Source organism: Sutcliffiella horikoshii, from assembly GCF_008180725.1.
GTDB classification, from domain to species: Bacteria; Bacillota; Bacilli; order Bacillales; family Bacillaceae_I; genus Sutcliffiella_A; species Sutcliffiella_A horikoshii_B.
This window is the reverse complement of sequence record NZ_VTEV01000002.1, coordinates 1-15,708: the sequence shown is the minus strand read 5'-3', so window position 1 is coordinate 15,708 and position 15,708 is coordinate 1. Positions and strand designations below refer to the sequence as shown.

8 protein-coding genes, 1 tRNA gene and 2 rRNA genes are annotated in these 15,708 nt (G+C 44.0%); all 11 read left to right on the top strand.

Features of this window, described 5'->3' with window-relative positions:
- Positions 1–299: 299 nt before the first annotated feature.
- Positions 300–1,646 (top strand): chromosomal replication initiator protein DnaA, encoded by a 1,347-nt coding sequence (gene dnaA, locus FZC76_RS04020; protein WP_148987489.1) that lies wholly within the window; start codon positions 300–302, stop codon positions 1,644–1,646.
- 184 nt (positions 1,647–1,830) lie between these two features.
- Positions 1,831–2,967 (top strand): DNA polymerase III subunit beta, encoded by a 1,137-nt coding sequence (dnaN, locus tag FZC76_RS04015; protein WP_148987004.1) that lies wholly within the window; start codon positions 1,831–1,833, stop codon positions 2,965–2,967.
- 140 nt (positions 2,968–3,107) lie between these two features.
- Entirely contained in the window at positions 3,108–3,323 is a 216-nt protein-coding gene (gene yaaA / locus FZC76_RS04010) for a S4 domain-containing protein YaaA (protein WP_392396780.1), read from the top strand.
- A gap of 17 nt (positions 3,324–3,340) precedes the next feature.
- Entirely contained in the window at positions 3,341–4,462 is a 1,122-nt protein-coding gene (gene recF, locus FZC76_RS04005) for a DNA replication/repair protein RecF (RefSeq protein WP_148987003.1), read from the top strand.
- Positions 4,463–4,473: 11 nt separating this feature from the next.
- Positions 4,474–4,722, top strand: a complete 249-nt coding sequence (gene remB / locus FZC76_RS04000) for an extracellular matrix regulator RemB (RefSeq protein WP_148987002.1) — start codon at positions 4,474–4,476, stop codon at positions 4,720–4,722.
- 89 nt (positions 4,723–4,811) lie between these two features.
- A complete protein-coding gene (gene gyrB / locus FZC76_RS03995; RefSeq protein ID WP_148987488.1) occupies positions 4,812–6,737 on the top strand; it encodes a DNA topoisomerase (ATP-hydrolyzing) subunit B in 1,926 nt (641 codons plus the stop codon).
- Positions 6,738–7,073: 336 nt separating this feature from the next.
- The gene (gene gyrA, locus FZC76_RS03985) at positions 7,074–9,566 is read left to right on the top strand and encodes a DNA gyrase subunit A (RefSeq protein WP_148987000.1); all 2,493 of its coding nucleotides are present in this window, start codon (positions 7,074–7,076) and stop codon (positions 9,564–9,566) included.
- A gap of 73 nt (positions 9,567–9,639) precedes the next feature.
- Positions 9,640–10,710, top strand: coding sequence for an HD-GYP domain-containing protein (locus tag FZC76_RS03980; RefSeq protein ID WP_148986999.1), 1,071 nt, complete (start codon positions 9,640–9,642; stop codon positions 10,708–10,710).
- A gap of 374 nt (positions 10,711–11,084) precedes the next feature.
- Positions 11,085–12,559 (top strand): 16S ribosomal RNA (locus tag FZC76_RS03975).
- A 60-nt stretch (positions 12,560–12,619) separates the two neighbouring features.
- Positions 12,620–12,696: transfer RNA gene (locus FZC76_RS03970), tRNA-Ile, on the top strand.
- Positions 12,697–12,872: 176 nt separating this feature from the next.
- Positions 12,873–15,708: ribosomal RNA gene (locus FZC76_RS03965) — 23S ribosomal RNA — on the top strand; the annotation flags it as partial.

Genomic DNA, 15,708 nt, shown 5'->3' with positions numbered 1-15,708 from the left:
TTTGATATTATTATTGTGTTTTCACTCTTAATAAATGATTAACAGAAAATAGTTTTCCACAGATTGTGGATAAGATGTGGATAGTTATCCAAGGGTGTGTGTAAGTATTTGTCCACAGGTGTGGTTTTTTGTCGAAAACTACTTTTCTACTATATAATATCTTTTTCACAGTATACGAATGAATAAACATACAACGGGTGTTTTTCTAGCAGAGTGTTTGTTGAACAAAACTTGTACAGATAAGCACCTTTTTCTTTTGTAAAAGGGGTGCCAGACACAAAACGAAAGGGGGATTCATGATGAAAAATATTTCTGATCTATGGGTCAAAGCACTAAGTCAGATAGAGAAAAAAATAAGTAAACCAAGCTTTGAAACATGGTTGAAGAGTACCAAAGCTCATTCTTTGCAGGGAGATAATCTCGTAATCACTGCACCAAATGAATTTGCACGTGACTGGCTCGAGTCCAGATATTCCGGTCTTATCGCAGAAACCATCTCTGATATCACTGGTGAAGAATTATCCATCAAATTTATTATTCCTCAAAACCAAGCAGATGAAGAGATTGAGATAAAAACTCCTCCTGCAAAAATGAAAAAAGACGATGATATGATCGAAATTCCTCAAAATATGCTGAATCCGAAATACACATTCGACACATTCGTCATCGGTTCTGGAAACAGGTTTGCTCACGCTGCCTCTTTGGCAGTGGCTGAAGCTCCAGCTAAAGCCTATAATCCTCTATTTATTTACGGGGGAGTAGGACTAGGAAAAACCCACTTAATGCATGCCATCGGCCATTATGTTATTGAGCATAATCCTGCAGCAAAGGTGGTCTATTTATCATCTGAAAAATTCACGAATGAATTCATTAACTCCATTCGTGACAACAAGGCTGTCGATTTTCGTAATAAATATCGAAATGTCGATGTGTTGCTTATTGATGATATTCAATTCCTTGCCGGAAAAGAACAAACTCAAGAGGAATTTTTCCATACATTTAATACATTGCACGAAGAAAGCAAACAGATTGTCATCTCTAGTGACCGGCCTCCAAAAGAGATTCCGACATTGGAAGACCGCCTTAGATCCCGCTTTGAATGGGGCTTAATTACAGACATCACACCACCAGATTTAGAAACCCGTATTGCTATCTTGCGTAAGAAGGCGAAAGCAGAAGGGTTAGATATCCCAAATGAAGTGATGCTCTACATCGCTAATCAAATTGATTCTAATATCCGTGAACTTGAGGGGGCACTTATCCGTGTGGTTGCCTATTCTTCCCTGATCAATAAGGATATTAATGCTGACTTGGCAGCAGAAGCACTGAAAGATATCATTCCAAGTTCTAAGCCTAGAGTAGTGACTATTCATGACATTCAACGGACCGTTGGAGAAGAATACAATGTCAAATTAGAGGACTTTAAAGCAAAGAAACGAACGAAATCGGTTGCTTTCCCTCGACAAATTGCCATGTATCTTTCAAGAGAACTCACAGATTATTCCTTACCGAAAATTGGAGAGGAATTCGGAGGGCGAGATCATACGACCGTTATTCATGCCCATGAAAAGATCTCCAATCTCGTAAAAACAGATACAACATTACAAAAACAAATTCAATCAATAGCTGACTCTCTTAAAAGTTAAATAGAGCAATAGTGGAAACTGTGTATAAGTGGTGCTTGGTTAAACACAGGTTATTCACATGTGGATATCTACTCTTCGTAACAAAAATACGAGTTATCCACATAATCACAGCCCCTACTATTACTTCTACTAGTTTTTTATTAATAAAATATATAAATAGACCTGCCCATTAAGGAGGATTACGATGAAATTTATTATCCAACGCGACAAGCTGGTTCAAAGCGTTCAAGATGTACTAAAAGCAGTATCTTCCCGGACAACCATTCCAATTTTGACTGGAATAAAGATTGTCGCTACAGAAGAAGGAGTTACTCTTACTGGGAGTGATTCTGATATCTCCATTGAGTCTTTCATTCCTTGTGAAGAAGATGGATCGGAAAATGTAGAAGTGAAAACAGCAGGAAGTGTTGTACTGCAAGCCCGCTTCTTTAGTGAAATCATTAAAAAACTTCCCATGGATACTGTCGAAATCGAGGTGCAAAATCAGTATGTAACGACCATCCGTTCTGGTAAATCAGAATTTAACCTAAATGGTCAGGATGCTGCAGAATATCCTCATCTGCCACAAGTTGAGGAACACAACGTATTTCGTGTTCCAACAGACCTACTAAAAAACATTATTCGACAAACTGTCTTTGCAGTGTCCACCTCAGAAACACGCCCTATCTTGACAGGTGTAAACTGGAAGCTTGAAAACCATGAGCTCATCTGTATTGCAACAGATAGCCATCGCTTGGCTTTACGCAAAGCTAAGGTGGAAGCAGAAAACGACATTACGTGCAATGTAGTCATTCCAGGTAAGAGTTTGAATGAATTAAATAAAATTTTAGATGATACGAACGAACTGCTTGATATCGTTGTGACAGAGAACCAAGTACTGTTTAAAGCTAAAAACATCCTATTTTTCTCCCGTCTGCTTGACGGAAACTATCCAGATACGTCCAGATTGATTCCTGCAGAAAGTAAAACGGATATCACGGTAACAACAAAAGATTTCCTACAAGCGATCGATCGCGCGAGCCTGCTTGCAAGAGAAGGACGAAACAATGTAGTAAAGCTTGCTACTTTAGAGTCTGATACACTGGAAGTTTCCTCTAATTCTCCAGAAGTCGGAAAAGTAGTGGAACAAGTCCAAAGCAATTCCATTGATGGTGAAGAACTGAAAATTTCTTTTAGCGCAAAATATATGATGGATGCCTTAAAGGCGCTTGAAGGAAACGAGATATTAATAAATTTCACCGGTGCGATGAGGCCGTTTGTCATCAAAACATTGCATGATGACTCCATGCTTCAACTTATCCTGCCAGTCAGAACGTACTAATAAACATAGAGTCAGAAAGCTGCTAGTGACCATTCCTAGTGGCTTTCTTTTCTATATGGAGAAGTTCTAGTACAATAGGAAGTAGACAATAAGGGAATAGTATAAGAATTACTAATCCCTAAAAAGAAAGTGAGCGCGAAATAATGACAGAAATTCAAATATCAACAGAAATGATTACACTTGGACAATTCTTAAAGTTGGCCGATGTCATTCAATCAGGCGGGATGGCAAAATGGTTTCTTTCAGAATACGAAGTGAAAGTGAACGGAGAGCTTGAAGACAGAAGAGGAAGAAAACTGAAAGTACAAGATGTAATTGAAATAGATGGTCATGGAAAATATGTCGTTGTTTCCTGATGAGTTGGTGATACGGATTGTATATTGAAGAATTGACGTTAAGACACTATCGCAATTATGAAAGCTTGCATGCCGTATTTGAAAATGGTGTGAATGTCATATTAGGAGAAAATGCACAAGGAAAGACAAATGTGATGGAATCTATCTATGTATTGGCAATGGCAAAATCACACAGGACGTCCAATGATAAAGATCTTATCAGATGGGACGAAGAGTATGGTAAAATAGAAGGCAGGATACATAAACGGAATGGAGAGTTGCCGCTGCAACTAGTCATAAGTAAAAAAGGGAAGAAAGCAAAGATTAATCATATTGAACAAACCAAATTAAGTCAGTATATCGGAAATATGAATATCGTTATGTTTGCACCTGAGGATCTAACCCTTGTAAAAGGTAGTCCTCAGGTAAGACGACGTTTTATAGATATGGAACTTGGACAAGTATCACCGCGGTATATGCATGACCTGTCGAGGTATCAAAAAGTACTTCAGCAGCGCAATCATTACTTAAAGCAGTTACAGACAAGAAAGCAAAAAGACGAAACCATGCTGTTTGTTTTAACAGAGCAGCTTATCGAATTGGCTGCGAGCGTGACGGAAAAGAGGCAGGAATTTGTTCAACTGCTGCAAAGCTGGGCTCAGCCAATTCATAAAAGCATCAGCCGTGATTTGGAAGAATTGACTATTATCTACAAACCATCCATTGATTATGTATCAGAAACAACAAACTTGTCGAAAATGATAGAAGCATATAACGAAAAGTTTGATAAAATAAAAGATAGAGAAATTGAAAGAGGCGTGACACTATTTGGTCCCCATCGTGATGACCTGCTCTTTCAAGTGAACGGAAAAGATGTCCAGACATTTGGATCACAAGGACAACAGCGCACGACAGCTCTGTCGCTGAAGCTTGCAGAAATAGACCTCATTCACTCGGTAGTAGGGGAATATCCGATACTGCTCTTAGATGACGTATTATCTGAGTTAGATGATTATAGGCAGTCCCATCTCTTAAACACCATTCAGGGGAAGGTTCAAACCTTCGTGACGACAACAAGTGTGGATGGAATTGACCATCAAACCCTGAAACAAGCGGCTACATATGAGGTGGTCTCCGGTACGATCAAGAAACGAAATTGAGGTGAAGTCTCATGTATTTGCATATTGGAGAAGAAGTAATGGTGCGCGCTTCTAAAATTATTGCTATTTTAGATCGCAGGCTCCTGCAATCTGACTGGAAAAGTACTCTTCCGGAAGTAGCAGACAAATCCATTAAAAATATCAGTAAACATGACATCAAATCAATCGTGATTACCGAAGAAAACATATACCTTTCTCCGTTAGCCTCAACAACCTTGAAAAAAAGAATGGATACTTCGGTGGAGGAGTTCCTTTATTAGAGAAACTGCCTGTTATAGATGCGTTTGTTGTCCAAAAGGACAATCAGTCTATTGTGTAGAAATAAAAAGTGAAGGTGATAGATATGACGATGGACCAAAAAGAATTGCAAGAAAACAGCTATGATGAAAGTAATATACAGGTACTAGAAGGCCTTGAAGCCGTAAGAAAGCGACCAGGTATGTACATTGGTTCCACCAGTGCCAAGGGTCTGCATCACTTAGTGTGGGAGATTGTCGATAACAGTATCGATGAAGCATTGGCGGGGTATTGCTCTGAGATCAATGTGATTGTCGAAAAAGACAACAGCATCACTGTAAAAGATAATGGCCGTGGAATTCCAGTTGGAATTCATGAAAAAATGGGTCGTCCGGCAGTAGAAGTAATTATGACGGTTCTTCATGCAGGTGGAAAGTTTGGCGGTGGCGGTTATAAAGTATCCGGAGGTCTGCACGGGGTTGGTGCATCCGTTGTTAATGCCCTTTCCTCCGAGCTTAAGATTTATGTCCATCGTGATGGAAATATCCATTACCAGAAATACAACAAAGGGGTACCAAATGAAGATCTGAAAGTGATTGGCGAAACAGATATCACAGGTACGATCATTCATTTTGTTCCCGATGAAGAAATCTTTACAGAAACAAAAGAGTATGACTACGATACGCTTGCACACCGTCTTCGTGAGCTTGCGTTCTTAAATAAAGGAATACGTATCACCATTGAAGATAAGCGCGAAGAGACACCGAAAAAGAATGAATACCACTACGAGGGCGGTATCGCTTCTTATGTAGAGCATTTAAACCGTACAAAGGAAGTCATTCATGAGGAAGTTGTATTTGTGGAGGGAGAAAAGGACGGTATCTCCATAGAAGTGGCACTGCAGTACAATGACAGCTACACAAGCAATCTGTACTCTTTTGCCAACAATATCAGCACCTATGAAGGCGGAACCCATGAATCTGGCTTTAAGACGGCATTGACAAGAGTAATCAACGACTATGCCCGTAAGAACAATATTTTTAAAGATGCGGACAGCAACCTGACAGGGGAAGATGTTCGAGAAGGCTTGACGGCTATCGTTTCGATTAAACACCCAGACCCTCAGTTTGAAGGCCAGACGAAAACTAAATTAGGAAACAGTGAAGCAAGAACGGTGACGGATTCTGTTTTTACGGAAAAATTCGAAGGCTTCCTTCTTGAAAACCCTTCTGCAGCGAGAAAAATTGTGGAAAAAGGTTTAATGGCTTCCAGAGCAAGAATGGCAGCCAAAAAAGCAAGAGAACTCACAAGAAGAAAGAGTGCCTTGGAAATCTCCAGTCTTCCTGGAAAGTTGGCGGACTGCTCCTCTAAAGATCCGTCTATTAGCGAATTATATGTGGTAGAGGGAGATTCTGCGGGAGGATCGGCGAAACAAGGCCGTGATCGTCACTTCCAAGCGATTTTGCCGTTGCGCGGTAAGATTATCAATGTGGAGAAAGCACGTTTGGATAAAATCTTATCCAACAACGAGGTACGTGCCATCATCACCGCTCTAGGTACTGGAATCGGAGAAGACTTTGACATTTCCCGTGCCCGTTACCATAAGATTGTTATCATGACGGATGCAGATGTTGACGGTGCTCATATCCGTACCCTTTTGCTGACATTCTTCTACCGTTACATGCGCCAGATTATCGAACATGGATACATCTACATCGCCCAGCCGCCTCTTTACAAGATTCAGCAGGGTAAAAAGATTGAGTATGCATACAATGAACGCCAGCTTGAAGAAGTCCTTGCGACCATGTCTGATCAACCAAAAGCCGGCATCCAGCGCTATAAAGGATTAGGGGAGATGAACCCTGAGCAGCTTTGGGAAACAACGATGGATCCTATGACTAGAACGTTGTTACAGGTAAGTTTGCAAGACGCAATTGAAGCGGATGAAACATTTGAGATTCTAATGGGGGATAAAGTAGAACCGAGAAGAAACTTTATCCAGGATAATGCCCGTTATGTAAAAAATCTGGATATCTAATTTATATATCCATAAAAAAGCGGGGTAGTACTATGCCGAGCCACTGAAAAATCAAAACTAAAGTTCTAATGGTTTCTAGCTGGTGATTGGAGCAAATGGCGAAGACTCCAGCGGGAGGGTAGCGACAATGTTGAGACCCCGCAGGCTTGCCGAGGAGGCTCAAGGTCGCCCCGCGGAAAGCGAAGCCATTTGCGGAAATCAACAGCGGTTGTTAACAAACACCAAGAATTTAGTGATAATTCAGTGGCGACGTGTCATGCTATCCTGTCTTTTACATAGAGAAGAGCGAAAGCGAATGTGGTCTTGAACTCACATTTCGCAAGGAGGTTCGTTATTATGTCTGAGAGGTCCTCAGTTAAAGAAATAAATATCAGTCAGGAAATGAGAACATCATTCCTGGACTATGCCATGAGTGTTATCGTATCCCGTGCCCTGCCGGATGTAAGGGACGGATTAAAACCTGTACACCGACGTATCTTGTACGCCATGAATGACTTAGGAATGACTGCTGATAAAGCCTATAAAAAGTCCGCCCGTATCGTAGGGGAAGTAATCGGGAAGTACCATCCACATGGTGACTCTGCTGTTTACGACACGATGGTACGTATGGCACAAGACTTTAACTTCCGTTACATGCTGATCGATGGTCACGGAAACTTTGGATCTGTCGATGGGGACGCAGCAGCTGCCATGCGTTATACCGAAGCAAGAATGTCGAAGATCTCCATGGAGATACTTCGCGATATCAATAAAGACACAATTGACTATCAAGATAACTATGATGGTTCCGAGAGAGAGCCGGTTGTTTTGCCTGCCCGTTTTCCTAACTTGCTTGTAAACGGTGCTTCCGGTATCGCCGTAGGGATGGCAACCAATATCCCCCCTCATCAACTAGGCGAAATTATTGATGGAGTACTTGCCGTAAGTAAGGACCCTGACATTACCATTCCCGAATTGATGGAAATCATTCCGGGGCCAGACTTCCCGACAGCGGGCCAAATCTTAGGCAGAAGCGGTATTAGAAGAGCCTATGAAACGGGTCGTGGCTCCATCACGGTTCGTGCTAAAGTGGAAATCGAAACAAAACCAAATGGCAGAGAAGTTATCCTTGTCCACGAACTACCTTATCAGGTTAATAAAGCAAAGCTGATTGAAAAGATTGCGGACCTTGTTCGTGATAAAAAAATAGAAGGCATTTCTGACTTGCGTGATGAATCAGACCGTAATGGTATGCGTATTGTCATGGAAGTCAAAAAAGATGCGAATGCTAATGTTCTTTTAAATAACTTATATAAACAGACTTCCCTTCAAACAAGCTTCGGTATAAACCTGCTTGCATTAGTAAACGGGGAACCGAAAGTATTAAACTTGAAACAGTGTCTGTATCACTACCTAGAACATCAAAAAGTGGTAATCAAGCGCCGAACAGCATTTGAACTGCGTAAAGCGGAAGCAAGAGCACACATCTTAGAAGGTCTGCGTATAGCGTTAGATCATTTAGATGCTGTTATCACCTTGATTCGCAGTTCCCAAACGGCTGATATAGCCCGTGAAGGCTTAATGACGGAATTCTCTCTATCTGAGAAACAAGCACAAGCAATTCTAGACATGCGTCTACAACGTCTAACAGGCTTAGAGCGCGAAAAGATAGAAGAAGAGTATCAAGGACTAATGCAGCTTATTGCTGAACTAAAAGCAATCCTTGCAGATGAAGAAAAAGTACTTGAAATTATCCGTGAGGAACTAACAGAAGTAAAAGACCGTTTCAACGACACTCGCCGTACGGAGATCATGGTAGGTGGTTTTGAAAATATTGAAGATGAGGATTTAATTCCACGTCAAAATGTCGTTATTACCCTTACACATAATGGCTATATTAAACGTCTGCCTCTTTCCACATACCGTAGCCAGCGAAGAGGAGGCCGTGGAATTCAAGGGATGGGAACAAACGAGAATGATTTTGTTGAACATCTATTGACCACTTCCACTCATGACACACTTCTTTTCTTTACCAACAAAGGGAAAGTATATCGTGCAAAAGGGTATGAAATACCAGAATTCAGCCGAACAGCAAAAGGAATTCCAATCATTAACTTGCTTGAGGTGGAAAAAGGAGAATGGGTCAACGCCATTATTCCGGTAGAAGACTTTGTGGATGACTGGTATCTATTCTTTACAACAAAGCATGGAATATCCAAGCGTTCCCCATTATCTCAATTCGCCAATATCCGTAAAGGCGGCCTAATCGCCCTTGGATTGCGCGAAAGTGATGAACTAATCTCTGTAAAATTAACAGATGGCACAAAAGAAATGATCATTGGAACGAAAAACGGGATGCTCATTCGCTTCCATGAAACAGACGTACGTTCCATGGGCAGAACGGCAACGGGCGTAAAAGGAATCTCCATTGCTGAAAATGATGAAGTAGTAGGAATGGAACTGCTTGATGAAGGCTTAGATGTGTTAGTTGTAACCAAAAACGGTTATGGAAAACGAACTCCTGCGGAAGAGTACCGTGTACAAAGCCGTGGAGGAAAAGGGATTAAAACATGTAATATCACCGAACGTAATGGTGAACTTGTATCTGTTAAAACCGTAACCACTGAGGAAGACCTAATGCTGATTACAGCAAGTGGTGTCTTAATCCGCATGTCGGTCGATGGAATCTCACAAATGGGCCGAAACACCCAGGGAGTGAAGCTCATTCGTCTTGCAGAGAACGAATTTGTGACAACAGTCGCAAGAGTAGACAAAGAAGACGAGCCAGAAGATGGTACGGAAGATACAGAATTGGAAGAAGGAAATTTCACAGAAGAGGTCGAAGAATAAGAAGAGTAAATGATCAACTCTAAGAGAGGAGCACTTTTATGTGTTCCTCTTTGTTTATAAGGAGAGAGCGTTCATGTTAGTGAAAACCGAACAGCTAGTGGAAGGATGTATTCTGGCACAAGAAATAAAGGCACTTACATCAAAACCGATTATGCCAAAGAGAACCGTTCTGACAAATCAACATATCGAAATTTTAGAGTCTTTCTTGGTAGAAAAAGTCGAAATAGAAGCTTTCCTTTCAAACGGCCAACCCTTCAACCCTCAATTGTTAACCATGATTGAAGATAAACCAAAAGAGGATTCCTTCTTACAGATGTACTTAAAAGCAACGCAATCTTACAAAAAAATGTACGAGGCATGGGGCTCAGGTGCCCCAATTGATTATAGTGCCGTTCGCAAGACAATTATCCCTTTAATTGAAAAATCCCTTCAATATCAAGAAGAAGTCTTTGCCGTCTATCATTACACAAATGAAGAAGACTATATCTATCATCATTCTGTAGCAGTGGCCATCATTGCTTCTGCGATAGCAAAATCACTTGGCTATAAAAAGAAAGATATCATTCAAGTCGGCATAGCTGGCTTCTTAATGGATTGCGGCATGTCCCGCATCGATCAGAAAATCTTGAAAAATGTTGCGACCCTAAGAAAAGAGGAATTTGCGCAAATAAAAGAACACCCTATCTTCAGCTATCAAATGGTAAGCAAACAACCAGTAATTCAGGATGAAATAAAGCTTGCTGTATTGCAGCATCATGAACGCTACGATAAAACTGGCTATCCTTTTGGACTTTCAGAAGACAAAATACACACCTATACAAAAATACTTGCAGTCGCAGACGTTTTTCATGCGATGACGTCACCAAGGAAGTACCGCAGCAAACAATCGCCATTTAAAGTGATCGAACAGCTGAAACATGAAACCTTTGGGAAATATGATCTTTCTATCGTTCAAGCTCTCACGTCAAATGTTTGCAGTTTCAGCATAGGTGACAAGATAAAGCTTTCTAATAATAAAATTGTAGAGGTTGCCTTTATTGATCCGCAATATCCGTCTAGGCCGATGGTTAGAGACATTGATTCCAATCAATTCCTCACCTTAAATCAAGAATTAGATATTCATATAGAAGAAGTTTTAAAATAACTCTATTGCTATATGTCCCAACAAAAAAACGAAGGAAATCTATCAGGTTTCCTTTGTTTTTTCTGTTACAAACAAGAAAATAAAAATATATTAAAAAAGTAATTGCATCCCTAATCCACCCATGCTATAATCAATCAAGTCAGCAACGACAACGAGTTGCATCTTACATAACTATCGAAAAAAGATAATAAAAAGATGTTGACTTAAAATGAAATAAATGATATATTAATGAAGTCGCTTTTGAAAGGCGACAACACAAAAGAGTTCTTTGAAAACTAAACAAAACAACAGCGTCATAACGTCGGTTCTACGGAACACGACAAAATGATTTAAGTAACACAAGCTAGCAAATTTTGAGCAAAAGCTCAGACTCTTTATTGGAGAGTTTGATCCTGGCTCAGGACGAACGCTGGCGGCGTGCCTAATACATGCAAGTCGAGCGGACCTTTTAAAAGCTTGCTTTTGAAAGGTCAGCGGCGGACGGGTGAGTAACACGTGGGCAACCTGCCTGTAAGACTGGGATAACTTCGGGAAACCGGAGCTAATACCGGATAATATAAGGAACCTCCTGGTTCTTTATTGAAAGATGGTTTCGGCTATCACTTACAGATGGGCCCGCGGCGCATTAGCTAGTTGGTGAGGTAACGGCTCACCAAGGCGACGATGCGTAGCCGACCTGAGAGGGTGATCGGCCACACTGGGACTGAGACACGGCCCAGACTCCTACGGGAGGCAGCAGTAGGGAATCTTCCACAATGGACGAAAGTCTGATGGAGCAACGCCGCGTGAGCGATGAAGGCCTTCGGGTCGTAAAGCTCTGTTGTTAGGGAAGAACAAGTGCGAGAGTAACTGCTCGCACCTTGACGGTACCTAACCAGAAAGCCACGGCTAACTACGTGCCAGCAGCCGCGGTAATACGTAGGTGGCAAGCGTTGTCCGGAATTATTGGGCGTAAAGCGCGCGCAGGTGGTCCTTTAAGTCTGATGTGAAAGCCCACGGCTCAACCGTGGAGGGTCATTGGAAACTGGGGGACTTGAGTGCAGAAGAGGAAAGTGGAATTCCAAGTGTAGCGGTGAAATGCGTAGAGATTTGGAGGAACACCAGTGGCGAAGGCGACTTTCTGGTCTGTAACTGACACTGAGGCGCGAAAGCGTGGGGAGCAAACAGGATTAGATACCCTGGTAGTCCACGCCGTAAACGATGAGTGCTAAGTGTTAGAGGGTTTCCGCCCTTTAGTGCTGCAGCTAACGCATTAAGCACTCCGCCTGGGGAGTACGGTCGCAAGACTGAAACTCAAAGGAATTGACGGGGGCCCGCACAAGCGGTGGAGCATGTGGTTTAATTCGAAGCAACGCGAAGAACCTTACCAGGTCTTGACATCCTCTGACACTCCTAGAGATAGGACGTTCCCCTTCGGGGGACAGAGTGACAGGTGGTGCATGGTTGTCGTCAGCTCGTGTCGTGAGATGTTGGGTTAAGTCCCGCAACGAGCGCAACCCTTGATCTTAGTTGCCAGCATTCAGTTGGGCACTCTAAGGTGACTGCCGGTGACAAACCGGAGGAAGGTGGGGATGACGTCAAATCATCATGCCCCTTATGACCTGGGCTACAGATTGCAGGCTGCAACTCGCCTGCATGAAGCCGGAATCGCTAGTAATCGCGGATCAGCATGCCGCGGTGAATACGTTCCCGGGCCTTGTACACACCGCCCGTCACACCACGAGAGTTTGTAACACCCGAAGTCGGTGGGGTAACCTTTTGGAGCCAGCCGCCTAAGGTGGGACAGATGATTGGGGTGAAGTCGTAACAAGGTAGCCGTATCGGAAGGTGCGGCTGGATCACCTCCTTTCTAAGGAATGTACGCTTGTTGTTTTGTTTAGTTTTGAGAGATCTCTCTCATAGATAGTCGGGGCCTATAGCTCAGCTGGTTAGAGCGCACGCCTGATAAGCGTGAGGTCGGTGGTTCGAGTCCACTTAGGCCCACCATTTTTTAATTATAGAACTTTAAGGGGCCTTAGCTCAGCTGGGAGAGCGCCTGCAGTTGTTCCTTGAAAACTAGATAATGTAACTAATATCAAGATATTCACAAAATATCGTTCATCTTAGTAATTTTCTTTATAGATATCATCGCTGATATCGACACATGACCTATTTTGGTCAACGGTTAAGTTATTAAGGGCGCACGGTGGATGCCTTGGCACTAGGAGCCGATGAAGGACGGGACTAACACCGATATGCTTCGGGGAGCTGTAAGTAAGCTTTGATCCGGAGATTTCCGAATGGGGAAACCCACTGCTCGTAATGGAGCAGTATCCTTATCTGAATACATAGGGTATGGAAGGCAGACCCGGGGAACTGAAACATCTTAGTACCCGGAGGAAGAGAAAGCAAACGCGATTTCCTGAGTAGCGGCGAGCGAAACGGAATTAGCCCAAACCAAGAGGCTTGCCTCTTGGGGTTGTAGGACACTCAACATGGAGTTACAAAGGAACGGGGTAAATGAAGCGATCTGGAAAGGTCCGTCATAGAAGGTAAAAACCCTGTAGTTGAAACTTCGTTCCCTCCTGAGTGGATCCTGAGTACGGCGGGACACGAGAAATCCCGTCGGAAGCAGGGAGGACCATCTCCCAAGGCTAAATACTCCCTAGTGACCGATAGTGAACCAGTACCGTGAGGGAAAGGTGAAAAGCACCCCGGAAGGGGAGTGAAATAGATCCTGAAACCGTGTGCCTACAAGTAGTTAGAGCCCGTTAATGGGTGATAGCGTGCCTTTTGTAGAATGAACCGGCGAGTTACGATCCCGTGCAAGGTTAAGTCGAAGAGACGGAGCCGTAGCGAAAGCGAGTCTGAATAGGGCGAATGAGTACGTGGTCGTAGACCCGAAACCAGGTGATCTACCCATGTCCAGGGTGAAGTTCAGGTAACACTGAATGGAGGCCCGAACCGACTCACGTTGAAAAGTGAGCGGATGAGGTGTGGGTAGGGGTGAAATGCCAATCGAACCTGGAGATAGCTGGTTCTCTCCGAAATAGCTTTAGGGCTAGCCTCATGTGTTAGAGTCTTGGAGGTAGAGCACTGATTGGACTAGGGGTCCTCATCGGATTACCGAATTCAGTCAAACTCCGAATGCCAAAGACTTATCCATGGGAGTCAGACTGCGAGTGATAAGATCCGTAGTCAAGAGGGAAACAGCCCAGACCGCCAGCTAAGGTCCCCAAGTATACGTTAAGTGGAAAAGGATGTGGAGTTGCTTAGACAACCAGGATGTTGGCTTAGAAGCAGCCACCATTTAAAGAGTGCGTAATAGCTCACTGGTCGAGTGACTCTGCGCCGAAAATGTACCGGGGCTAAACGTATCACCGAAGCTGCGGACTGTTCTTACGAACAGTGGTAGGAGAGCGTTCTAAGGGCGTTGAAGCTAGACCGTAAGGACTGGTGGAGCGCTTAGAAGTGAGAATGCCGGTATGAGTAGCGAAAGAAGGGTGAGAATCCCTTCCACCGAATGCCTAAGGTTTCCTGAGGAAGGCTCGTCCGCTCAGGGTTAGTCGGGACCTAAGCCGAGGCCGAAAGGCGTAGGCGATGGATAACAGGTTGATATTCCTGTACCACCTCCACTCCGTTTGAGCAATGGGGGGACGCAGAAGGATAGGGTAAGCGCGCTGTTGGATATGCGCGTCTAAGCAGTAAGGCTGAGAAGTAGGCAAATCCGCTTCTCGATAAGGCTGAGCTGTGATAGCGAGGGAAATATAGTACCGAAGTTCCTGATTTCACACTGCCAAGAAAAGCCTCTAGCGAGGAGTATGGTGCCCGTACCGCAAACCGACACAGGTAGGCGAGGAGAGAATCCTAAGGTGAGCGAGAGAACTCTGGTTAAGGAACTCGGCAAAATGACCCCGTAACTTCGGGAGAAGGGGTGCTCTGTTAGGGTGTTAAAGCCCGAGAGAGCCGCAGTGAATAGGCCCAGGCGACTGTTTAGCAAAAACACAGGTCTCTGCGAAGCCGTAAGGCGAAGTATAGGGGCTGACGCCTGCCCGGTGCTGGAAGGTTAAGGGGAGAGGTTAGCGCAAGCGAAGCTTTGAACCGAAGCCCCAGTAAACGGCGGCCGTAACTATAACGGTCCTAAGGTAGCGAAATTCCTTGTCGGGTAAGTTCCGACCCGCACGAAAGGCGTAACGATCTGGGCACTGTCTCAACCAGAGACTCGGTGAAATTATAGTACCTGTGAAGATGCAGGTTACCCGCGACAGGACGGAAAGACCCCGTGGAGCTTTACTGTAGCCTGATATTGAATTTTGGTACAGCTTGTACAGGATAGGTAGGAGCCTGAGAAGCCGGAGCGCTAGCTTCGGTGGAGGCGTCGGTGGGATACTACCCTGGCTGTATTGAAATTCTAACCCGCAGCCCTTATCGGGCTGGGAGACAGTGTCAGGTGGGCAGTTTGACTGGGGCGGTCGCCTCCTAAAGAGTAACGGAGGCGCCCAAAGGTTCCCTCAGAATGGTTGGAAATCATTCGCAGAGTGTAAAGGCACAAGGGAGCTTGACTGCGAGACCTACAAGTCGAGCAGGGACGAAAGTCGGGCTTAGTGATCCGGTGGTTCCGCATGGAAGGGCCATCGCTCAACGGATAAAAGCTACCCCGGGGATAACAGGCTTATCTCCCCCAAGAGTCCACATCGACGGGGAGGTTTGGCACCTCGATGTCGGCTCATCGCATCCTGGGGCTGTAGTCGGTCCCAAGGGTTGGGCTGTTCGCCCATTAAAGCGGTACGCGAGCTGGGTTCAGAACGTCGTGAGACAGTTCGGTCCCTATCCGTCGTGGGCGCAGGAAATTTGAGAGGAGCTGTCCTTAGTACGAGAGGACCGGGATGGACGCACCGCTGGTGTACCAGTTGTCTTGCCAAAGGCATAGCTGGGTAGCTACGTGCGGACGGGATAAGTGCTGAAAGCATCTAAGCATGAAGCCCCCCTCAAGATGAGATTTCCTTTTACTTCGGTAAG